The sequence below is a fragment of the Ruegeria sp. BE3 genome, assembly GCF_056538865.1.
Genome location: NZ_JBQFTW010000004.1, coordinates 56,642 through 78,409 on the forward strand (window position 1 = coordinate 56,642; position 21,768 = coordinate 78,409).

Consider the following 21,768-nt stretch of genomic DNA (forward strand, 5'->3'; position numbering starts at 1 on the left):
AACACAAATCGCCCTTGCCGGTAGGCCACCCGCGCTTTACCTATACCAGCATGACTGCTCCGCTTATCGATCCATTTGCCCGCGCCATCACTTATCTCCGCGTTTCTGTCACGGACCGCTGTGATTTCCGCTGTGTCTACTGCATGTCGGAAGACATGAAGTTCCTGCCCAAAAAAGACCTGCTGACGCTGGAAGAACTGGACCGCATGTGCACGACCTTCGTAAACCTCGGGGTGCAGAAACTGCGCATCACCGGGGGGGAACCATTGGTGCGCAGGAATATTATGTCTTTCTTCAACAGCATGACGCGGCATCTGGACAGCGGCGCGTTGAAAGAACTGACGCTGACCACCAATGGCTCACAACTGCATCGCTTTGCAGATGATCTTTATGCGGCCGGTGTACGTCGTGTGAACATCTCGCTCGATACGCTGGACGATGACAAGTTTGCCAAGGTCACCCGCTGGGGACGCTTGAAGCAAGTTTTGAACGGCATTGATGCCGCCCAAAAGGCCGGGCTACGGATCAAGATCAACGCGGTGGCGCTAAAAGGCTTCAACGAGCCTGAACTGCCCCGCATCACCGAATGGTGCGCCGAACGTGACATGGATCTGACCTGGATCGAAGTCATGCCCATGGGGGATATCGGCAACGAAGACCGGTTGGATCAATATTGGTCGCTTAAAGACGTGCGCAAGGAATATGAGAACCACTATTCGGTCACCGATCTGGCCGAACGCACTGGCGGCCCGGCCCGCTATGTCCGGCTTGAGGAAACGGGTCAGAAAATCGGCTTCATCACGCCGCTGAGCCATAATTTCTGCGAAAGCTGTAACCGCGTACGCCTGACCTGCACCGGCGAGTTGTATATGTGTCTCGGACAGGAAGATATGGCTGACTTGCGCGCGCCGCTACGCGACCACCCCGATACCGAGAAACCGCTCGAAGACGCGATCCGCGCGGCGATCAATCTCAAGCCCAAAGGCCATGATTTCGACTATTCCCGGCAAGCCGTCGATGGCCAGATGAGCCGCCACATGAGCCACACAGGCGGCTGACTTGCCTGGCCCCGACGAACAGCCAACACTGTTGTACAACCTGTACTGCGGCCTGACCTCGTTTGTCGGACCACTGATCTGGCGCAAAGTACGCACCAAGTTGCAGGCTGCCGACGTCCCCGAAACCCGCCAACAAGAGCGGCTGGGCCACGCCAGCCTACCCTGCCCCAACACCCGCCTGATTTGGTTTCACGCCGCCAGCGTTGGCGAAAGCTTGTCTGTCCTTAGCCTGATCAAGCGATTGGCGGAGCGCTTGCCCGACGTCGAATTCCTTATCACTTCGGGCACGCCAACCTCGGCCGAACTGATCGCCAAACGCATGCCCCCGCGTACGCGTCATCAATATTCGCCGCTCGACAGCGAAGGCCCGGTGCGCCGGTTTCTGGACCACTGGAAACCGGATGCGGCAATCTTCGTCGAAAGCGAGATTTGGCCCCGCCTGATCGTTGAGACGGCAAAGCGCGGAACCCCACTGGCCTTATTGAACGCCCGATTGTCCGAGAAATCTGTGGCCGGTTGGATCAAACGACCCAAAACTGCGCGCTTCATCCTGAGCCATTTCAACCTGTTCCTGACCCAGAACGACAGGACCGCCAGCAATCTGATCGCTATGGGCGCGTCGCCAGATAAAGTAAGACCCGGCACCAATCTCAAGGCCATGTCCGATCCGCTACCCATAGATACTGAGGCCCTGTCTTGGATCAAAAACCAGATCGGCGACCGCCCAATCTGGATCGCCAGTTCTACACATCAAGGCGAAGAAGAAACCGTGCTCGCAGCGCACAAAGCCCTGCTCAGCCGTTGGCCCGACTTGTTGCTGCTGCTGATCCCGCGCCACCCCGAGCGTCGAGATGAGCTAAGCAAGCTGATCGGTACTGAGGGGCTCACCCATGCACAGCGCAGTACAAACCAGTCGATCGCTGCACAGACACAGGTCTATATGGCAGACACGCTAGGCGAATTGGGCACTTGGTATGCGCTCTGTCCCATCGTATTCCTCGGCGGCTCTCTGAAAGAGATCGGAGGCCACAACCCCTTTGAACCTGCCCAAGCCGGTGCCGCCGTCCTCACCGGCCCCGGATATTTCAATTTCGCCGAAACCTTCGCCCCCCTGATCGAAACCGGCGGTGCAGTGCAGGTCGAAACCGCGTCCGAGCTCTCAGCAGCTGTTGCCCACTGGCTCTCAGACCCACAAGCACTTCAAAGCGCGCGCGATGCAGCAAAATCCTGCGTCAACACACAGTCCAACGCCCTGAATTCCGTCATCGGAACCCTGTGCACCCAACTCAACCTGAGCGCACGGGATCCCTCTTCATCTGGCTAAAAATATCTCGGGGAGCACGAGGGGCTGGCCCCTCGCTTCACTCCGTCAAGCGGCGGGCATCCGTTGTTCAACAATCTCGGCCCACCAGCTGCATCCGGCGGGAATGGCCTCGTCGTTGAAGTTATACTCAGGGTGGTGAACCATAGCCGTATCGCCATTGCCGACCAGGATATAGGCGCCCGGACGTTCCTCCAGCATGAAGGCAAAATCCTCACCTCCCATGACCAGAGGTGCCTCATCACAGCTGCCAGAAACCGACTTCGCTACCTCGGCTGCAAAATCCGTCTGCTCGTCGCTGTTCACCATGACCGGATAGCCGCGAATATAGGTCATATCCGCTGTGCCACCAAAGGTCGCCGCCACTCCTGCGCAAATCTCGTTAATCCGCTTCTCTGCCAGATCGCGCATCTCTTTGCTCATCGTACGCACGGTGCCTTTGATCTGGACCGTTTGCGGAATGACATTGAACGCCTTGGACGAGGTCTCAAACGAGGTCACCGACACCACGACCTGATCAATCGGGTCGGCATTGCGCGAGGCAATCGTCTGCAACGCCAGAACCGCCTGCGCCGTCATCACGGTCGTGTCTACGGTCTCCTGCGGCTTCGCAGCGTGACCACCACGGCCTTCAAAGGTAATGTCGAACTGATCGGTCGCTGCAAAGAACGAGCCCGGACGGATCGCAAAACTGCCCACCGGACGTCCCGGCCAGTTATGCATGCCGTAGACTTCTTGAATGTTCCAACGCTCCATCATGCCGTCTTCGCACATCTCGCGACCGCCACCGCCGCCTTCTTCGGCGGGCTGGAAGATCACCACCACGGTGCCGTCGAAATTGCGCGTTTCCGACAGGTATTTCGCCGCACCGAGCAGCATCGCGGTATGGCCATCATGGCCACAGGCATGCATCGCCCCATCGGTTTTCGAGGCGTAATCCAGCCCCGTCGCCTCATGGATCGGCAGTGCGTCCATGTCAGCCCTCAGACCAATGACATTCCCTTTCGAGTCGGACTTGCCCTTGATCACACCAACAACGCCAGTACGACCGATCCCGGTAACAACCTCGTCACAGCCGAACTCTTTCAGCTTGTCAGCGACCAAAGCGCTGGTGCGATGGGTTTCAAACAGGATCTCAGGATTTTCGTGAATATCCCGTCGCCATTCGGTGATTTCATCCTGCAATTCGGCAAAGCGGTTCTTAACTGGCATCTCTTCTCTCTCCTAATTCAAGCCGCCGGCATCCGGCGCTCGACCATTTCGGCAAACCATGAACACCCCATCGGGATGATCTCGTCGTTGAAATTGTATTCGGGGTGGTGCAACCCGGCGCTGTCGCCATTGCCCAGCACGATGAAGGCCCCGGGGCGTTCCTCCAGCATGAACGAGAAATCCTCGCCCCCCATTACCATCGGCGCCTCGCCGCAGCTGCCGCCCACGGAAATGGCGGCCTCGGCGGCATATCCCGTCTGTTCTTCAGCGTTGATCGTCACCGGCACCCCGCGCGTGTAGGTGACTTTGACGGTGCCGCCAAAGGTCTCGGCGATGCCCTCAGCCACTTCGGTCAGCCGCGCCTCGATCAGGTCACGCATTTCGTTCGAATGCGTCCGCACCGTGCCCTTCACCTGCGCCGATTGCGGGATCACGTTGAACGCCTTGGACGAGGTCTCGACCGAGGTCACAGACAAAACCGCCTGCAAGATCGGGTCCGCATTGCGCGACACAATGGTCTGCAAGGCTACGATCAGTTGCGACAACATCACAGTCGTATCAATTGTTTCATGCGGTTTGGCCGCGTGACCGCCTCGACCTTCCAGATGTATATCGAACTCATCCGCAGCCGCCAGCAGTGGTCCGGACCGGATGGCGAACTGACCCGTCGGCACACCGGGCACATTGTGCATGGCATAGACTTCCTGAATGCCGAACCGATCCATCAGACCGTCCTTGCACATCGCCTCGGCCCCGTTGCCGCCCTCTTCCGCTGGTTGAAAAATCACAATGGCCGTACCATCAAAATTGCGCGTCTCAGACAGGTATTTCGCCGCGCCCAGAACCATTGCCGTATGGCCATCATGGCCACAGGCATGCATGGCACCTTCGGTTTTTGAGGCATAGTCGAGGCCCGTCTGCTCCTGCATTGGCAGCGCGTCCATATCGGCGCGCAGCCCGATCACGCGGCCCTGCGTGTCGGTCTTGCCCTTGATGACGCCAACAACACCCGTGCGGCCAATGCCCGTCACAACCTCATCACAGCCGAACTCTTTCAACTTTTCAGCTACCAAGGCGCTGGTGCGGTGAGTGTCATAGAGGATTTCAGGATTTTGATGGATATCCCGTCGCCAACCGGTGATCTCTGCGTGCATTTCGGCAAGTCGGTTCTTGATTGGCATCTGATCCTCCCAAATCAGGCGACGGGCAATCGTCGTTCCACCAGCTCGGCAAACCAGCTGCAGCCGGCGGGAATGGCGTCGTCGTCGAAGTTGTATTCAGGGTGGTGGCACATCGCCGTGTCCCCGTTTCCGATAAAGATGTAGGCTCCGGGCCGTTCTTCAAGCATGTAGGCGAAATCTTCTGACGGCATGATCGGATCAGTGCTGTCATTGACCTTGCCCGACACCGCCTCGGCCGCCTCAGCCGCGTATCCGGTTTCGATCTCGGAGTTTACCGTCACCGGATAGCCCGGCGTCCACGTCATTTCGGCAGACGCGTCGAAGGCCGAGGCCGTGTCTTCCGCGATCCGGCGCACGCGATCTTCGGCGATCTTTCGGTATTCGGGATCAAGCGTGCGAACGGTGCCCCGCAACCGCACCGTATGGGCAATCACATTCGAGGCCACACTATCGGTTTCAAAGGTCCCGACCGTCAGCACCACCCGTTTGATCGGGTCCACAGTACGCGCCACAACCGATTGCAAGGCCACAACAATATGAGATGCCACGAGCGTTGTATCCACCGCTTCATGCGGGGCGGCGGCATGACCACCCTTGCCCGTCACAACAATTTCGAACTCATCCGAAGAAGCCAGCAATGCGCCTGGTCGAATGGCAAACTCACCAACCGGCATCCCTGGCATGTTGTGCATGCCATAGACTTCCTGAATGCCCCAGCGGTCCATCAACCCGTCCTGACACATGGCCAAGCCTCCTGCACCACCCTCTTCGGCAGGCTGGAAAATCAACACAACGGTGCCGTCAAAGTTCCGAGTCTCGGCTAAATACTGAGCCGCCCCAAGCAACATCGAGGTATGCCCATCATGGCCACAGGCGTGCATCTTGCCAGAAACGGTCGAGGCGTAGTCCAGCCCCGTTGCCTCCTCAATCGGCAGAGCATCCATGTCAGCGCGCAGCCCGATCACCCGGCCCTGCGTATCCTGACGCCCTTTGATGACGGCAACCACTCCGGTCTTGCCGATCCCCGGCGTGATCTCATCAACGCCAAACTCCTTCAGACGATCAACCACGAACCCCGCAGTTTCTTCAACATCATACATCAGCTCGGGATGCATATGCAGGTGACGTCGCCATTTGGTGATCTCGCCATGCATTTCGGCGAGCCGATTCTTGACGGGCATCTTTAACCTCCCCTTCGAGGTGCTATTCGCAGAGCCGTTCTACCAAACGTTCCATAAATTTTTGGCCTGCGTTGAATTGAGAAATCGTAATGAACTCATTTGGCTGATGGGCCTGCGCAATATCGCCGGGGCCACAGATGACAGCGGAATAGCCCGCTTCCTGAAACTGCCCCGCCTCGGTGCCATAGCTGACCACATGTGATGCGTTGTCACCGGTGAGCGAGCGCACCAGCGTCTCGGCCTCGCCATCTTCTTCGGGCACAAGACCGGGGATCGAGAAATGCTCGGACAGTTCAATCCGCGCTTCGGGATGAACCGTCTGCATCCGTGCCTCGACCTCTCGCACCTTATCGAAATAGGCCTTTTGCCAGATCGCTTTTTTCTCGTCCGGGACGGTGCGGAAATCCATCATGAAGCGGCAGTCTTTGGCTGTGATGTTATGCGCAGTGCCGCCTTCGATCATACCCACATGGCAAGTTGTCCACGGCGGATCGAACACGGCGGCTATGTCCGAGGGCTGTGCTGCCCTGCTCTCGGCATTGCGTTCGTTGGCCCAGTCGATCAGCGGCGCGGCCTCCATTATCGCGTTGACGCCCGTATGCATGATCGAGCTGTGAACTTCGAATCCAATCATATGCGTGTCAAAACCGAAGCCACCTTTATGGCCGGTGACCGCCTGCATCACAGATGGCTCTCCCACGATCACTGCCGAGCCTTTGGGCAGCGTCGCCTGCATCGCCTCGATCATCGGTGGTGCGCCGGTGCATCCAACCTCTTCGTCAAAGCTCAGCGCCAGCTGCAGGGGACGTTTGACATCGGCGTGATGCGCCTCGACCAGTGCCCAGATTGCCAACGCGTCGAAGCCTTTCATATCGCAAGTGCCGCGCCCGAAATACTTGCCGTCTTTCTCGGTGACGGTGAATGGATCGGTATCCCACGGCTGGCCATCGACAGGCACAACATCCGTGTGACCTGACAAAACCACCGCGCCGTCTTCCCACGGGCCGACATGCGCGAACAAAGCCGCCTTATGCGGCTGATCCGGATCCGGCCAGCGATGAGAGTCTATCCCATGGCTGTTCAGATATCCCTCAACCCAGTCAACCAATGGCAGATTGGTTTCGCGACTTACCGTTGGGAAAGAGATCAGCTTGGTCATGATCTCAAGCGGGGTCAGACGATGTGACATAAAGCTCAGTATCCGCTGTCGGTCGTCAGGACGAAATGTCCCGGCTCAACCTCGTTATAGTTCGAGGGTTCCGGCGCATAGCCGATTGGATGTATCGGCGATGGGATCGGCTTGAAGTTCAGATCCTTTTCCGACTTTCTCTGGTTCGGATCAGCAATCGGAACCGCTTTCATCAAAGCCTGTGTATAGGGATGCTGAGGATTCTCAAACACCCGTGCGCGCGGTCCGAGTTCAACGATCCGGCCCAGATACATCACGCCGACATGGTGGCTGACCCGTTCGACCACGGCCATGTCATGGCTGATGAACAGGTAGCTAAGGTTCAGTTCCGATTGCAGCTCCATCATCAGGTTCAGAACCTGTGCTTGCACCGAAACATCCAGGGCCGAGACCGCCTCGTCCGCCACGATCAGCTTGGGGTTCAGCGCCAACGCGCGGGCAATCGCAATCCGTTGACGCTGACCACCCGACATCTCGTGCGGGAAGCGGCGCATGAAGCTGCGCGGCAATTGCACCTTGTCGAAGAGTTGCGCGACCCGATCCTGCAGCTCAGAACCAGAAGCAACACCATAGTTGCGCATCGGCTCCGCCACCTGATCAACCAACTGCATTTGCGGATTCAGCGAGGCAAACGGATCCTGAAAGATCATCTGCATGTCCAGCCGCGCCTTACGCAGACCCGCCGGGTCCAGACCCATGATATCGAGACCGTCCAGATTGACCTCACCTGCCATCGGCTCGACCAGCCGCAGGATCGACCGCCCGGCCGAGGACTTTCCGCAGCCTGACTCCCCTACGAGGCTGAGCGTTTGACCCCGATTGATGGTGAACGAGACATCCTCGACCGCGTGAACGTTGGAAATCGTCCGCCGCAGCAGACCACCTTTGACGGGGAATCGCGTGGTCAGATTATTGACTGTCAGCAAGACCTCTTCGGTGCCGGGAATGGGTGCGATGTTCTGACCTTCGACACCCAGCAGCTTCATCGGCTCAGGCGCGGCTTTGCCCCGCATTTCACCCAGCTTCGGAACCGCCGCCAGCAGAGCCTTGGTATAATCATGCTGCGGGTTCTCGAAGATTTCGTTGACCGTGCCCTCTTCGACCTTGTTGCCCCGGAACATGACCACAACGCGGTCGGCCATCTGGGCCACCACTGCCATGTCATGGGTGATGAACATCACCGCCGTGCCGGTTTCTCGCTTGAGTCGATCCATCAGTGCCAGAATCTCGGCCTGAATGGTCACGTCCAGCGCGGTTGTGGGTTCGTCCGCGATCAGCAGGCGCGGTTCGCAGGCCATGGCCATTGCGATGACAACACGCTGGCGCATCCCGCCCGAGAGTTCGTGCGGATATTGCTTCAGGCGGCGTTCGGGTTCGGGGATTCGAACCTGGCGCAGCAGCTCCAATGCCCGTTCCTCGGCCTGCGTCTTGGACATGTTCTTGTGGATACGCAGCCCTTCGGTCAGTTGACGGCCAACGGTGAACACCGGATTCAGCGCTGTCATCGGCTCCTGAAAGATCATCCCGATCTCATTGCCGCGAATCTGTTTCATCAGATCCTGGTCGGCACCTGCCAGATTCAACTCATCCCCGTCACGCCGGTCGAACAGCAACTGGCCGCCCGCGATCTCACCGCCGCCAAACTCCACCAGCCGCATCAGCGACAGCGAAGAGACCGACTTTCCCGATCCTGATTCCCCAACGATACATACGGTTTCGCCCGGGTTGACCTCGAACGAGACATCCTCGACTCCCACGACGGGGCCGTCCTTGGTCTGAAACTCGACACGCAGTTTTCTGATCTGGGCAATTGGCTGATCCAGCACGCGTGCACTCCCCTTCGCGGCAAATCTAAACGAATGCCAAACGCTAAGGCGGCAGGACGGGAAAAGTCAAACCGATTGGTCAAATTTCGCAAGCCAAGGCTTGCAATTTTTTAAAACTCTGTTTCGATACGCCGCGTAACCGTTTTTGGGAGAGGACGGAATACACGTTCGCGTGAAAATTCTTATCGTTTTAAATCAAAACGTTAACTCACCAAACGGCAACGCCCAATCCGCGGGCATCGCGGAGAAAATCGAGACACGTAAGTGTCCAACATGGAGTGTATGATGAAGATCAAAACCCTTTTGCTAGGTGCGATTGCAAGCACGGCAATGGCCCCGATGGCCATGGCCGAGCGTGGATCGGACGGCAATGTCAGCATTATTTACTGGCAGGCTCCGTCAATCCTGAACCCGTTTCTGTCGGGTGGCACCAAGGATGTGGAATCTGCCTCGCTGGTGATTGAACCGCTGGCACGCTACGACCAGGACGGCAACATGGTGCCTTATCTGGCGTCTGAGATTCCGACCGTCGAAAATGGTGGCGTCAGCGAAGATCTGACCTCGATCACGTGGAAAATCGCGCCCGGCATTACCTGGTCCGACGGCACAGCGTTCACATCGGCAGACGTGGTTTTCACTGCGAACTACTGCATGGACCCTGAAGGCGGTTGTGCGCAGGTGACCAAGTTTGAAGGCGTCACCAATGTCGAAGCAGTGGATGACTTGACCGTAAAAGTCACATTCGACGCGCCGACACCGTTCCCCTACGGCCCGTTCGTGGGCGGCGAAAGTCCGATCATTCAGGCAGCACAGTTTGCGGATTGCCTGGGCGCAAAAGCCCCCGAGTGCACCGAGCAAAACTTCAACCCCATCGGCACCGGCCCGTTTGTCGTGACCGAGTTCAAACCGAACGACGTGATCACGTTCGCTGCGAACGAAAACTATCGTGATCCAGCGAAACCGGCCTTTGCCACCGTGACCTTCAAAGGCGGCGGCGATGCAACGGCGGCGGGTCGTGCGGTTATGGAAACTGGCGAGTTCGACTATGCCTGGAACCTGCAGCTGGCACCCGAAGTCATCGCGCAGATGCAGGAAGGCGGCAAAGGTACTCCAGTCGCAGGCTTCGGTCCGCTGGTCGAGCGTATCATGCTGAACCAGACCAACCCATCGCCCGATCTGCCGGAAGGCGAGCGTTCGACAGCCACGCATCCGCACCCGTTCCTGCAGGATCCGGCTGTCTATCAGGCGATGTCCATGGCAATCGACCGCCCGCTGCTGGTCGAGATCGGCTATGGTCAGGCGGGTAAAGTGACCTGTAACTGGGTTCCGGCACCTGCTGCGTTCAACTCGACCTCGATGACCTGTGACACGCAGGATATCGATGGCGCGAACGCGCTGCTGGACGAAGCTGGCATCGTTGATACCAATGGTGACGGCGTCCGTGAAAAAGACGGTGTACCGCTGAAAATCGTCTATCAGACCTCGACCAACGCCGTCCGTCAGGACTTCCAGGCGCTGATCAAGGAATGGTGGAGCCAGATCGGTATCGAAACCGAACTGCGCAACATCAACGCATCGGTCTTCTTCGGCGGTGACCCGGGCTCGCCCGACACGTTCCAGAAGTTCTATGCCGACGTTGAAATGTATGCGAACACCTTCAACGGCACCGACCCGCAGTCCTATCTGGGCAACGGTCTGTGCGACAAGGCACCCAAGCCGGAATCGCAGTGGCAGGGTGAGAACATCAGCCGCTTCTGCAGCGACGAGTTTGACGCGCTGCACGCAAAACTTGCCGAAACGGCCGGTCTGGAACAACGCGCGGAAATTGCGAAACAGCTGAACGACATCATCGTACAGGAAGGCGGTATGATCCCGCTGGTACACCGTGGTCGTCTGTCGGCGCACGCCAACACTCTGGGTGGTGTTGTCCTGAACGTTTGGGACAGCGAGCTGTGGAACATTGCGGACTGGTACCGCAAAACCGGTTCCTAAGCGTTAATCTTGCAAAGCCGCGCCCCGACCCGTATCGGGGCGCGGTCATTTGCACGCCACTCCAACAAGAAGACGCATATAAAGGCGCCTCTTAATGCTCAACTTTACCATCAGACGACTGATCCTGGCCGTACCCACGCTGCTGTTCATCAGCCTCGTCATATTCCTGCTTCTCGAACTCGCCCCAGGCGACCCGATGGCGCAGGTTCCGCTTACCGTTCCGCCCGAAGTCAAAGAGAAGATGCGCGAGGCGCTTGGCCTCGGCCAGCCGATGCATATCCGATTCTGGAAATGGATCGTGCAGTTCTTCTGGATCGAACCGCAGGTTCTGGTCGACTCGATCTTTGGTACAACCTTCTCCGAAGGTGACCTGCGCGTGATTTCGTGGCAGACCCGCTCACCCGTCATGGACATCGTCGTTCAGCGCATCCCGCAGACCCTGTGGGTTGTCGGCACCGCTTATGTGGTCGCCATCCTGATCGCCCTGCCCATCGGCATCTATTCGGCCTATCGCCAGTATTCCTGGTTCGACCAAATGGGCACATTCGTGTCGATGGTCGGCTTCTCGGTACCGCCGTTCTTCTCGGGCGTATTGGTGATCGTGATCTTCTCGGTCCAGCTGGGCTGGTTCCCGTCGATCTATGACACCACCCATGCGGTCAACAGCTGGGACAGCTTTGTCGTGCAGCTCAAACAGATGATCATGCCGGTCATGGTTTTGGCGTTGCAGATCACCGCACAGCTGAGCCGCTTCATGCGCGCCTCGATGCTGGACAACCTCAATCAGGATTACGTCCGCACTGCCCGCGCCAAGGGTCTCAGCGAATATACCGTGGTTATGGTCCACGTTCTGCGCAACTCGATGATCCCTGTGGTCACCGTGATCGCACTGGGTATCCCGGCCATCTTCGGTGGTGCCATCATTACCGAGCAGGTCTTTAAGGTGAACGGTATCGGCCAATTGCTGATCGGCGCCATTCAGGCCAATGACCTGCCAATGGTTCAAACCCTGACCTTCATCTTTGCCGTGCTGATCGTGCTGTTCAACCTGATCGCCGATGTGCTCTACGGCATTCTGGACCCGAGGATTCGCTATGACTGATCATGATCGTACCGATACTCTGATCCCCGACGAAGGTCTTGCGCCTGCTTCGACCGCATTGCCCACGGCCGATGTGATGGAGGAACTGACCACCCCACCCCGCAGTCAATGGCGCGATGTTTGGGATCAGTTCAAAACCCACAAAGGCGCGATGATCGGAGCCATCCTTTTCATCTTCATCGTCGCTGCGGTGTATCTCGGGCCGTACATTTGGACCATCGACCCGACACAGATCGACATCCGGTCACGTAACCAAGGGCCGAGCCTTGCGCATCCCTTCGGCACCGATCAGCTGGGCCGCGATATCATGGCGCGGATGATGTCCGGCGGTCAGACCTCGGTCTCGGTGGGCATCACCGCCATGCTGCTGGCCCTGTTCCTGGGCTCGTTCATCGGCGTTCTGGCCGGGTTTTTCAAACGGCTGGACGGCCCGCTAATGCGCCTGACCGACCTGTTCCTGGCCCTGCCCCTGCTGCCGTTGCTGCTGGTTATGATGCTGCTGTTCCGCGAACCTCTGTCAGCCGCCTTCGGGCTGGAGCGCGGGATCTTCATCCTGATCGTCTGCGCCATCGGCATCACCTCGTGGATGCCCACAGCTCGGATCGTACGCGGAGACGTGTTGGCCATCAAAGAGCGTGAATTCGTTCTCGCCGCCCGATCCATCGGCACTAGCAACAGCCAGATCATCACGCGGCACATCCTGCCGAACGTGCTGTCCCCGATCATGGTGTCGGCGACGCTGGGCATCGCGACCGCGATCATCACCGAAAGCGCGCTGTCCTTCCTCGGTCTCGGGTTCCCGCCGGATTTCCCGACTTGGGGTCGCCTGCTGTTCGATGGTGTGGACTATCTGCAGCAATACCCTGAGCGTGTGTTCTGGCCCGGACTGGCGATCTCACTAACGGTTCTCAGCGTCAACTATCTGGGTGACGGCCTGCGCGACGCGCTGGATCCGCGTATTCGCGGACGCTAAGCAGATTCAGTCGGCGCGCTTCAGCGCGCCGGCCAACACGACGATCAGGACCGACAGCGGCAACAGAACGGCAAAAGCCAGCCTCAGGGTCATCAGCTCAGCGAGAAAACCGATCAGGGGCGGCCCGATCAACAAGCCTCCGTAACCCAGAGTCGCCACGCTGGCGATCGCCTGCCCGGGCGGCACATGCGGATCAGTCGCCGCGCGACTGAAGGCCAAAGGCATGATCACCGCATAGCCCACGCCCATCAGGGCAAAGCCTGCCAACGCCAATACGGGTTCGCCTGCTGACACCACCGCAAAAACACCCAAAGCCGCACTGACACCGCCAAACCGTGCGGTCGCAACAGGACCAAACCGGGCGATGACTACCCCACCTGCCAACCGGAACACGACCATTGTGACCGAGAAGACCGCGTAACCTAGCGCGGCAATGCTTTCAGCCGCGCCTGTTACATCGCGAAGGAATATCGCGCTCCAATCCGCGACGGCCCCTTCACCAAGCGCTCCGCAAAGCGCCGTGAACCCCACAAGGATCAATGCGCCCGACGGCAACGCAAACACCGACCCCGGCTTCGAGGTCGTTCGCTTGGAAGTCCAGCGCACCCAGGACAAAATGAGAGCAAATGCAACGACAACGCCACCGGCAAGCAGAAAATGCTGCAGGACCGTCAGGCCCATCTGAACCGCCGCATATCCGCTAAGCGCCCCCAACCCAGCCCCAAGGCTCCACATCGCGTGAAACGACGACATGACCGGCTTGTCATAAGCTTGCTCGACCTCTGCAGCCCACGCATTCATCGCGACATCCATCGAGCCATGGAAGGCTCCGAACACGAACAGGAATGCCGCGAGCCACCAGAAATCCCCCGCAAAGGCCAACAAAACGAGCGAAAACGTGTAAAGAACAGCGATGACCCGTGTGATCGCCACCGCTCCGAACTTATCCGTCAGACGACCCGTGATCGGAAACGAGCACACAGCCCCCGCCGCCATGAACAGCAAGCCAAGCCCCAAAGCCTCATGCGTCAAATCCAGCTTGTCCCGAACAGCCGGGATACGCGAGGCCCAAATACCGAATAGCGCACCGTTCAGGATGAACATGGCGGCGACAGCCCGCCATGCAGCCACAATACCGATCACAGGCAGCCCTCGCGCATTCAGTCAAACGCTGCCCGTTTTACAGATCATTCGTCGATTGGCAAAGGCTGCTTATTCCAGACGCTTTCGGATTTTGCGGATACTGAACCAGACAGCCAGAACAACGGGCAAGGTCACCACCGCCGTCAACATTCCCTTACTGAGTCCGGCCTGCGTCAGCGGATAGAGCAAGTAGCTGACCAACGACACTGCATAATAGCTGATCGCCACCACCGACAGCCCTTCGACAGTGTGCTGCAACCGCAAGGCCAGATCGGCGCGGCGGTCCATGCTTTCCAGCAATGCCTGATTCTGCGCGCTGCGTTCTACGTCCACGCGGGTCCGCAGCAATTCCCCGGCCCTGATCGCCCTGTCGGACAGGGCCTGCAACCGACGCTCGGTCGATTTGACGGTGCGGATCGCAGGATCATACCGACGCATCATGAAATCAGCAAAGCTCTGACGGCCGTCGAACCGTTCCTCGCGCAAAACTTCGATGCGCTGGTTGACGATGGCCTCATAAGCACCCGTCGCACCAAACCGGAACGAACAGCGCGCCGAAAGCGTTTCCAGCTCAATGGAGGTAGACAGCAGATCGGGAAGCAGCTCATTTGGGTGCACCGAATTGTTGGTCATTTGCTCCATCAGCCGGGACAGTTGCCCATCCAGCTCTCCGATCCGGGGCATCAACTGTTTGACACGCGCGAAACCCAACATGGACATCGCCTTGTAAGTCTCGATCTCACACAGCCGTTGAATAACCCGCCCGGTCCGACGACGCCCGGTGCCTTTATCGACGAACATCGCGAACCGCATATGCCCCGCCGGGTCGATGCGGAAGTCGCAGGCACAGATGGCGGAATCGTCCAGGACGCGCGCCACCGCCAGACTTTCAGGTTCGAACCAGTCGGCCAAAGACACCTGCACCACATCGTCCTCCTGACGTTCGACGACACGGATCATCGCCGACGTCACCCGCTGGCCGGGGCTCGCCATCAGCCAGTCTTGTGGAAAGACTTCGAAATCAGCCGGATTGAAGGCGCGGTCACTGACGTTGGGAGTGATCGCAGTGTAAGTGACAAATTCGGTATGCTGTTCCCATTTCAACCAATGTCGGCCGATCTGACCCGCGTAATGCGTGGCCTCGGGCTGCGGATGCGATGCCCCGTGGCGGTCCAGCAGATTGATCAGATGCGCCATATCCTCGCTACGATCACGCGCAGCAGCAGCTTCCGGTTTCTTGATCGCCAGAAAGACCACCGTGCACGGCACTGTCGCCACCGGAAAAGGGCGTGCATGCAGTTCATTGGCCAGCGCATAGCGCAGGGGATGGTCGTCTATTGGCGTCATTCAGTGCTCCGCTTCGTCCGGCGCACTATACGGCACGCGTGAAATACATCAATTATCTTTTATTTCATATACTTACAGGAATACATCGGTATACAAGCCCGCTATCTCATTGATTTGGCTCCCACAGCTCTATGGGATTGCCCTCCGGATCGTGAATGCGTGCAAATTTTCCCACCTCGCTATCCCAATCCGGGTTCGTCTCGACCACAATTCCGGCAGCTCCAAGCTGGCTAATCAGCGCGGCCAGATCATCGACGCGAAAATTGATCATCCATTGCTGTTCGGCCCGGCCAAAATACTCCGTATCCTGCGCGAACGGAGCAAAAACCGTATACCCTTCCTGTTGCCTCCAGGGCTCCGGATCATAGTGATTGACGCCCAGATGCGTCTCATACCACGCGCTCAGGGCTTGCGGATCTCGCGCCCGAAAGAACACTCCTCCTATGCCGTTCACTTTCTGCATCGTTCACCTCCTGCGCACCTTCGCGCGACCCAGTGTAGCACAGTCCGCCTGCTTCATCTGGCCACAAATATCCTGGAGGTCAGGAGGCAAAGCCTCCTGCAAACAAAACAAGAAAAGGGCGCCCGCAGGCGCCCTTTGCAATTTGATTGTGCACTCGGATCAGTCGATCATCGGCAGCAGCTTGTCCAGCGACTGCTTGGCGTCGCCATAGAACATGCGTGTGTTCTCTTTGAAGAACAGCGGGTTTTCGATGCCCGAATAACCCGTCCCCTGACCGCGTTTGGACACAAACACCTGCTTGGCCTTCCAGCATTCCAGAACCGGCATTCCCGCGATGGGGCTGTTCGGGTCTTCCTGTGCCGCAGGGTTCACGATGTCGTTCGAGCCGATCACGATCGCCACGTCCGTATCCGGGAAATCGTCGTTGATCTCGTCCATCTCCAGAACGATATCATACGGCACTTTCGCCTCGGCCAGCAGCACGTTCATGTGGCCCGGCAGACGGCCGGCAACGGGGTGGATCGCAAAGCGCACCTCTTTGCCCTTGGCGCGCAGCTTACGAACCAGTTCCGAAACCGACTGCTGCGCCTGCGCCACGGCCATACCGTAGCCGGGGATGATGACAATGCTATCCGCGTCGTTCAGCGCAGCGGCCACGCCGTCGGCCTCAATCGCGATCTGTTCGCCTTCGACAGCCATCTGCTCACCCTGCGGACCACCAAAGCCACCCAGGATCACGCTGACAAAGTGACGGTTCATGGCCTTACACATGATGTAGGACAGGATCGCACCCGACGAACCCACCAGCGCACCCACCACGATCAGCAGGTCGTTGCCCAGCGAGAAACCAATCGCCGCAGCGGCCCAGCCCGAGTAGCTGTTCAGCATCGACACAACCACCGGCATGTCGGCGCCGCCGATGCCCATGATCAGATGATAGCCAATGAACAGCGCCGCCAGCGTCATCAGGAACAGCGGGAACAGACCACCGGTCGAAGTGTACCAGATCAGACAGATCAGCGAGAGACCCGCCGCCGCCGCGTTCAGCGCATGACCACCGGGCAGCTTGGTCGCCGCCGAAGTCACTTTGCCCGCCAGCTTGCCATAAGCCACAACCGAGCCGGTAAAGGTGATCGCACCGATGAAGATACCCAGGAACAGTTCGACATGCAGGATCGCCAGTTCAGCAGCGGTTTTCTTCGCGATCAGCTTGGCAAACGCGCCCAGATCGGACAGATCCGCCTGAGACGCGCTGTCGGCAATCGCCATGACCTGCGCCACATTGCCGATCTCAAAATGCGCGTTGAAGCCCACAAATACAGCCGCCAGACCGACCAGCGAGTGCATCGCGGCCACAAGCTGCGGCATCTCGGTCATCTGCACGCGCTGCGCCACGTACTGACCGATCAGGCCACCGCCGGCGATCAGCAGCAGCGACAGCAGCCACAGGCCCGAACCCGGACCAACTAGCGTGGCGAAGACCGCCAGCGCCATACCGACGATGCCATACCAGACCGCGCGCTTGGCGCTTTCCTGGTTTGACAGACCGCCGAGCGAAAGGATGAAAAGGACAGCCGCAACGACGTAGGCGGCAGTGGTGAAGCCAAAATCCATCTACCCGGCCTCCTTAAGATTTCTGGAACATGGCAAGCATGCGCCGGGTTACGAGGAAGCCGCCGAAGATGTTGATCCCGGCCATGAAGACGGATAGCGCCGCCAGCAGAATAACGAGGAAAGACCCCGACCCGATCTGCATCAAGGCCCCGACGATAATGATCGACGAGATCGCGTTGGTGATCGCCATCAGCGGAGTGTGCAGGCTGTGCGAGACGTTCCAGATCACCTGGAAACCCACAAAGATCGCCAGCACAAAGACGATAAAGTGCTGCATGAAGCTGGCCGGAGCGACCAGCCCCACCAACAACATCAGCGCACCACCGATACCCAGCAAAGTGAATTGCTGCTTCGTCTGAGCCTTGAAGGCTGCAATCTCCTGTACCTTTTTCTCTTCCGGGGTCAGTTCCTTGACCTCGGGCTTCTTCTGCGCCGCGATCGCCTGTACTTTGGGCGGCGGCGGCGGGAAGGTGATCTCACCCTCATGGGTCACGGTCGAGCCGCGGATCACGTCATCTTCCATGTCATGGTTGACCTGACCGTCCTTCTCGGGCGTCAGGTCGGTCATCATGTGACGGATGTTGGTCGCGTACAGCGACGACGACTGCGCTGCCATCCGGCTTGGGAAGTCGGTATAACCGATGATGGTCACGCCGTTGTCAGTGACGACCTTCTCATCCGGCACTGTACCTTCGACGTTACCGCCGCGTTCCGCAGCAAGGTCAACAATGACCGAGCCCGGCTTCATCGCCTTGACCATGTCCTCCAGCCACAGCTTCGGCGCCGGGCGGTTGGGGATCAGCGCGGTGGTGATGACGATGTCCATCTCGGGTGCCAGTTCGCGGAACTTGGCAAGCTGTGCCTCACGGAACTCCTCGGACTGAACCGAGGCATAACCACCGGTGGCCGCGCCGTCCTGCTGTTCTTCCTCGAAGTCCAGATAGACGAATTCTGCCCCCATGGATTCGACCTGTTCGGCCACTTCCGGGCGCACGTCGAACGCATAAGTGATCGCCCCCAGCGAGGTCGAGGTGCCAATAGCTGCCAGACCAGCGACGCCAGCGCCAACAATCAGAACTTTCGCGGGCGGCACTTTACCAGCCGCCGTCACCTGACCGGTGAAGAACCGGCCGAAGTTGTTACCGGCCTCGATCACCGCGCGGTAGCCTGCGATGTTGGCCATCGACGACAAAGCGTCCATCTTCTGCGCCCGCGAAATACGCGGCACCATCTCCATCGCGATCACGGTCGCGCCCTTGGATTTGGCCAGCTCCATCCCCTCTTCATTCCCGGCAGGATTGAAGAACGAAATCAGGGTCTTGTCCTTAGTCAGGCGCTTCAGCTCGGTCTCGTTCGGCTGGCGCACCTTGGCGATTATGTCTGCCGCTTTCCACAGCGCGGCAGCGGTCTTTACGACCTCGACACCGGCAGCCTCGTAGGCCGCGTCCGAGAATCCCGCAGCAGCACCGGCGCCTTTCTCGATCAGGCACTCATACCCCAGCTTCTGTAGCTGAGCCGCCGAGTCCGGAGTCATCGCGACCCGGTTCTCGCCTTTGAATATTTCCTTTGGCGTTCCAATTTTCACCAGTCGGTTCCCCCTAATTTTTGGTTCAGGCCAGGTGGGTATCCGGCATTGATTGACAAGCAGACATTTATCTTGCGCAAGATTGTTTCGCAAGCGCAGCAATTATTACGTTGTGTCATGAGGCCCACACCCTCAGATCCACCTTCTGGTTTTACGTTCATATCGCGCAAAATCGGTGCGGAAGGTGCGTCGCAGGCGGTTCTCTTCCGGTATGATAAAGCGCCGTTCAAGCAGCCAGACGAAGACCGGGATCAACACCAGAGACAACACCGCGTCAAACCGCAGGATCAGCCCAGCCAGGATCAGGACGTCGCCCAGGTAGATTGGATTGCGACTGCGCTTGTAAATCCCGGTTTGCACCATGGACGAGGGTGTTTCGTGCGGAATCACCGTCGTCTTGTGACGCCGAAACTCAATGACGGCCATGATGGCTAGAATGATACCGCCGCCGATCAGGATGCCGCTGAAAAGATCGGTCACCGCGCCGTCCAACGACAATCCCAAAGGGAGCATGCGCGCTTGTACCCACGCAAGCACGGCGAAGCCCACAAGCCAGACAGGCGGTATATCGATCAGGCGCATGGCCGTCCCCCAGTGCGGCGACACACGGTGACACATGTCGCTTCTGATCGACGTCCTACCGCTTTCTGACTTCAATGGCAAAAGCGCAGGGTGTCGCATCGGTCAAAGGTGCATCACAATCCACAGCAATAGACAGCGCAGGCGGGATCAGATAGGCCGGTTACGACCTGACCGCTTCCGAAGGACAAAGCCCTGTTATGACTGACTTTGCCAAGACCAAATCCATGTTCCACCTGCCTGAAGGCGTTTTGTATCTAGACGGTAACTCTCTGGGTCCGCTTCCGAAATCGGCCAGCAACCGTGTAGAGGGCATGATGCAGAACGAATGGGGGCAGATGCTGATTACCGGCTGGAACAAAGCCGGGTGGATGGGTATGCCTACGGCGCTTGGAGATCGGATCGGACGCCTGATCGGGGCTGAGCCTGGCTGTGTCGTGGTGGGTGACACTTTGTCGATCAAGGTCTATCAGGCGGTCGCCTCAGCGCTAGAGCTAAACCCGACCCGCAAGGTGGTTCTGTCTGACAACGGCAACTTTCCGTCTGATCTCTACATGGCGGATGGCCTGCTGCGGTCGCTTGGCCCGGACTATGAGTTGCGCGTGGTCGACCCCGAAGACGTTGCCGCTCATATCACCGAAGAGGTCGCAGTGCTAATGCTGACCGAGGTCGACTATCGCACGGGCCGCATGCATGACATGAGGGCGCTGACGGAACTGGCCCACGCAAACGGTGTCGTTACAGTTTGGGATCTTGCGCATTCAGCCGGGGCCATCCCCGTCGATCTGGCCGGCTGCAATGCCGATTTCGCTGTGGGCTGCACTTACAAGTACCTCAATGGCGGCCCCGGTGCGCCCGCCTTCGTCTATGTCGCCCCGCGGCTGTCGGACAAGGTACGCCCTGCGCTGTCGGGATGGCTAGGGCACGAGGCCCCTTTTGCCTTCGATCTCGACTATCGCCCCGGCGCCGGTATCGAAAGGATGCGGGTCGGAACCCCTCCGGTCATTCAGATGGCAGCGCTGTCGGCCGCCATGGATATCTGGGACATGGCCGACATGGCGGATGTCCGCGCCAAGTCCATCGAATTGACGGAGTTGTTCATCACCCGGGTCGAGGCCACTTGCCCCGGCCTGACACTGGCCAGTCCCCGCGATCCGCAGCAGCGCGGCAGTCAAGTCTCGTTCCGGTTTGAAGAAGGCTATGCCGCCATGCAGGCGCTGATTGCGCGGGGTGTCATCGGAGATTTCCGGGCACCTGATGTTATGCGATTCGGGTTCACGCCGCTCTATATCGATGAAACCGACGTTGAGCAGGCGGTCGAGATTCTGGCGGATATCATCGCCAACAAGCTCTGGGACAAACCGGAATACATGATCCGTCAGCGCGTCACCTGACCTCAAGCCCAGCACCCAGCAATTCAGCCAGTTGTGAGGTGCGCTGTTCGAATTCTTCGGCGCTGGAGGCCGTCATCTTAACGCCCATCAGGGTCGCAGTGATGGTCTTGGCTGTCTCCTCCGGCCCGTTGGGCAGACGGACGCGTCCAGCGTTGTCTTCGCGCCGCAACCAATCGGCATAGAGGGCGGTCATCTCTGCCTCACCTTCTGCCAGTATGTCTGCTGCGGTTGATTTGCTGGTATCCAGCATCTCCCTGCCGTGGGGCGAAGTGAGGATCTCGGCCAACCCCTTGATCTGACCATCAATCGCACGCGACAGCCTTTCGGAAACGCTGCCATCACCGGACAGCGCGCGCGCGACGTTGTCGATTTTGTCGGCATAATGCGCCTGTGTCAGGCTGCGAACGATCGCCTCTTTGTTCTTGTAATGCAGATAGACCGCCGGGCGCGACATGCCCGCACCTTTGGCGATGTCATCCATCGATGTCTTGCGAAATCCATAGATTGCAAAGGCCTCCAACGCCGATGCGAGGATCGCTTGTTGCTTGGGATCGTCCAGTTTGTCTTTCATAAATCTGCTTTGACATTTTTTGTAAGTTTTGTCAATT

At 58.6% G+C, this 21,768-nt stretch carries 18 protein-coding genes; 6 read left to right on the top strand and 12 right to left on the bottom strand.

Annotation, left to right across the window (positions count from 1 at the left end; genetic code table 11):
* Positions 1–50 precede the first annotated feature (50 nt).
* Positions 51–1,058, top strand: coding sequence for a GTP 3',8-cyclase MoaA (moaA, locus tag ACR0AZ_RS11685; protein WP_480667505.1), 1,008 nt, complete (start codon positions 51–53; stop codon positions 1,056–1,058).
* 1 nt (position 1,059) lies between these two features.
* Positions 1,060–2,382, top strand: a complete 1,323-nt coding sequence (locus ACR0AZ_RS11690; protein ID WP_480470325.1) for a 3-deoxy-D-manno-octulosonic acid transferase — start codon at positions 1,060–1,062, stop codon at positions 2,380–2,382.
* Between the two features lie 45 nt (positions 2,383–2,427).
* On the opposite strand, the gene ACR0AZ_RS11695 is transcribed toward ACR0AZ_RS11690, so the two are convergent.
* Genes ACR0AZ_RS11695 through ACR0AZ_RS11715 form a run of 5 tightly spaced genes read right to left on the bottom strand, consistent with a single transcriptional unit; the run spans position 2,428 to position 8,968 of the window.
* Positions 2,428–3,591: a M20 aminoacylase family protein gene (locus ACR0AZ_RS11695; protein WP_480667506.1), complete on the bottom strand. Its 1,164-nt coding sequence runs from the start codon at positions 3,589–3,591 to the stop codon at positions 2,428–2,430.
* 17 nt (positions 3,592–3,608) lie between these two features.
* The gene (locus ACR0AZ_RS11700) at positions 3,609–4,772 is read right to left on the bottom strand and encodes a M20 aminoacylase family protein (RefSeq protein ID WP_480667507.1); all 1,164 of its coding nucleotides are present in this window, start codon (positions 4,770–4,772) and stop codon (positions 3,609–3,611) included.
* A 14-nt stretch (positions 4,773–4,786) separates the two neighbouring features.
* Positions 4,787–5,953 (bottom strand): M20 aminoacylase family protein, encoded by a 1,167-nt coding sequence (locus ACR0AZ_RS11705; RefSeq protein ID WP_480667508.1) that lies wholly within the window; start codon positions 5,951–5,953, stop codon positions 4,787–4,789.
* Between the two features lie 22 nt (positions 5,954–5,975).
* On the bottom strand, positions 5,976–7,142 hold the full coding sequence (argE, locus tag ACR0AZ_RS11710; protein WP_480667509.1) for an acetylornithine deacetylase: 1,167 nt from the start codon (positions 7,140–7,142) through the stop codon (positions 5,976–5,978).
* Positions 7,143–7,147: 5 nt separating this feature from the next.
* The gene (locus ACR0AZ_RS11715; RefSeq protein WP_480667510.1) at positions 7,148–8,968 is read right to left on the bottom strand and encodes an ABC transporter ATP-binding protein; all 1,821 of its coding nucleotides are present in this window, start codon (positions 8,966–8,968) and stop codon (positions 7,148–7,150) included.
* A gap of 285 nt (positions 8,969–9,253) precedes the next feature.
* On the opposite strand from ACR0AZ_RS11715, the gene ACR0AZ_RS11720 reads away from it, so the two are divergent.
* From ACR0AZ_RS11720 to ACR0AZ_RS11730, 3 genes are all read left to right on the top strand, one after another.
* Positions 9,254–10,960, top strand: a complete 1,707-nt coding sequence (locus tag ACR0AZ_RS11720) for a peptide ABC transporter substrate-binding protein (protein ID WP_480470331.1) — start codon at positions 9,254–9,256, stop codon at positions 10,958–10,960.
* Positions 10,961–11,054: 94 nt separating this feature from the next.
* On the top strand, positions 11,055–12,062 hold the full coding sequence (locus ACR0AZ_RS11725) for an ABC transporter permease (protein ID WP_480470332.1): 1,008 nt from the start codon (positions 11,055–11,057) through the stop codon (positions 12,060–12,062).
* Positions 12,055–13,035 carry an ABC transporter permease gene (locus tag ACR0AZ_RS11730; protein ID WP_480470333.1) on the top strand — a complete coding sequence of 327 codons (981 nt, stop codon included), beginning with the start codon at positions 12,055–12,057 and terminating at the stop codon, positions 13,033–13,035. The genes ACR0AZ_RS11725 and ACR0AZ_RS11730 overlap by 8 nt, the downstream gene beginning before the upstream one ends.
* 6 nt (positions 13,036–13,041) lie before the next feature.
* Here ACR0AZ_RS11730 and ACR0AZ_RS11735 read toward each other — a convergent pair whose 3' ends face one another.
* The 6 genes from ACR0AZ_RS11735 to ACR0AZ_RS11760 all read right to left on the bottom strand — a co-directional run bounded on the left by ACR0AZ_RS11735 (position 13,042) and on the right by ACR0AZ_RS11760 (position 19,769).
* The gene (locus ACR0AZ_RS11735; RefSeq protein ID WP_480470334.1) at positions 13,042–14,178 is read right to left on the bottom strand and encodes an MFS transporter; all 1,137 of its coding nucleotides are present in this window, start codon (positions 14,176–14,178) and stop codon (positions 13,042–13,044) included.
* A 69-nt stretch (positions 14,179–14,247) separates the two neighbouring features.
* Entirely contained in the window at positions 14,248–15,525 is a 1,278-nt protein-coding gene (locus tag ACR0AZ_RS11740; protein WP_480667511.1) for a DUF3422 family protein, read from the bottom strand.
* Positions 15,526–15,631: 106 nt separating this feature from the next.
* Positions 15,632–15,988 carry a VOC family protein gene (locus ACR0AZ_RS11745; protein WP_480470336.1) on the bottom strand — a complete coding sequence of 119 codons (357 nt, stop codon included), beginning with the start codon at positions 15,986–15,988 and terminating at the stop codon, positions 15,632–15,634.
* A gap of 159 nt (positions 15,989–16,147) precedes the next feature.
* Positions 16,148–17,602: an NAD(P)(+) transhydrogenase (Re/Si-specific) subunit beta gene (locus ACR0AZ_RS11750; protein ID WP_480470337.1), complete on the bottom strand. Its 1,455-nt coding sequence runs from the start codon at positions 17,600–17,602 to the stop codon at positions 16,148–16,150.
* A gap of 13 nt (positions 17,603–17,615) precedes the next feature.
* Positions 17,616–19,187 carry a Re/Si-specific NAD(P)(+) transhydrogenase subunit alpha gene (locus tag ACR0AZ_RS11755; RefSeq protein WP_480470338.1) on the bottom strand — a complete coding sequence of 524 codons (1,572 nt, stop codon included), beginning with the start codon at positions 19,185–19,187 and terminating at the stop codon, positions 17,616–17,618.
* A 132-nt stretch (positions 19,188–19,319) separates the two neighbouring features.
* Positions 19,320–19,769 carry a methyltransferase family protein gene (locus tag ACR0AZ_RS11760; protein WP_480470339.1) on the bottom strand — a complete coding sequence of 150 codons (450 nt, stop codon included), beginning with the start codon at positions 19,767–19,769 and terminating at the stop codon, positions 19,320–19,322.
* A 197-nt stretch (positions 19,770–19,966) separates the two neighbouring features.
* Between ACR0AZ_RS11760 and kynU the strand changes: the two genes are divergently transcribed.
* Positions 19,967–21,160 carry a kynureninase gene (kynU, locus tag ACR0AZ_RS11765; RefSeq protein WP_480470340.1) on the top strand — a complete coding sequence of 398 codons (1,194 nt, stop codon included), beginning with the start codon at positions 19,967–19,969 and terminating at the stop codon, positions 21,158–21,160.
* On the opposite strand, the gene ACR0AZ_RS11770 is transcribed toward kynU, so the two are convergent.
* A complete protein-coding gene (locus tag ACR0AZ_RS11770; RefSeq protein WP_480470341.1) occupies positions 21,153–21,731 on the bottom strand; it encodes a TetR/AcrR family transcriptional regulator in 579 nt (192 codons plus the stop codon). The genes kynU and ACR0AZ_RS11770 overlap by 8 nt on opposite strands.
* Positions 21,732–21,768: the final 37 nt, after the last annotated feature.

Excerpts from the sequence above, each read along its gene's own strand:
- moaA (WP_480667505.1), top strand. The coding sequence starts at position 51 with ATGACTGCTCCGCTTATCGATCCATTTGCCCGCGCCATCACTTATCTC.
- ACR0AZ_RS11695 (WP_480667506.1), bottom strand. The coding sequence starts at position 3,591 with ATGCCAGTTAAGAACCGCTTTGCCGAATTGCAGGATGAAATCACCGAA.
- ACR0AZ_RS11700 (WP_480667507.1), bottom strand. The coding sequence starts at position 4,772 with ATGCCAATCAAGAACCGACTTGCCGAAATGCACGCAGAGATCACCGGT.
- ACR0AZ_RS11705 (WP_480667508.1), bottom strand. The coding sequence starts at position 5,953 with ATGCCCGTCAAGAATCGGCTCGCCGAAATGCATGGCGAGATCACCAAA.
- argE (WP_480667509.1), bottom strand. The coding sequence starts at position 7,142 with ATGTCACATCGTCTGACCCCGCTTGAGATCATGACCAAGCTGATCTCT.
- ACR0AZ_RS11720 (WP_480470331.1), top strand. The coding sequence starts at position 9,254 with ATGAAGATCAAAACCCTTTTGCTAGGTGCGATTGCAAGCACGGCAATG.
- ACR0AZ_RS11725 (WP_480470332.1), top strand. The coding sequence starts at position 11,055 with ATGCTCAACTTTACCATCAGACGACTGATCCTGGCCGTACCCACGCTG.
- ACR0AZ_RS11730 (WP_480470333.1), top strand. The coding sequence starts at position 12,055 with ATGACTGATCATGATCGTACCGATACTCTGATCCCCGACGAAGGTCTT.
- ACR0AZ_RS11740 (WP_480667511.1), bottom strand. The coding sequence starts at position 15,525 with ATGACGCCAATAGACGACCATCCCCTGCGCTATGCGCTGGCCAATGAA.
- ACR0AZ_RS11745 (WP_480470336.1), bottom strand. The coding sequence starts at position 15,988 with ATGCAGAAAGTGAACGGCATAGGAGGAGTGTTCTTTCGGGCGCGAGAT.
- ACR0AZ_RS11750 (WP_480470337.1), bottom strand. The coding sequence starts at position 17,602 with ATGGATTTTGGCTTCACCACTGCCGCCTACGTCGTTGCGGCTGTCCTT.
- ACR0AZ_RS11760 (WP_480470339.1), bottom strand. The coding sequence starts at position 19,769 with ATGCGCCTGATCGATATACCGCCTGTCTGGCTTGTGGGCTTCGCCGTG.
- kynU (WP_480470340.1), top strand. The coding sequence starts at position 19,967 with ATGACTGACTTTGCCAAGACCAAATCCATGTTCCACCTGCCTGAAGGC.
- ACR0AZ_RS11770 (WP_480470341.1), bottom strand. The coding sequence starts at position 21,731 with ATGAAAGACAAACTGGACGATCCCAAGCAACAAGCGATCCTCGCATCG.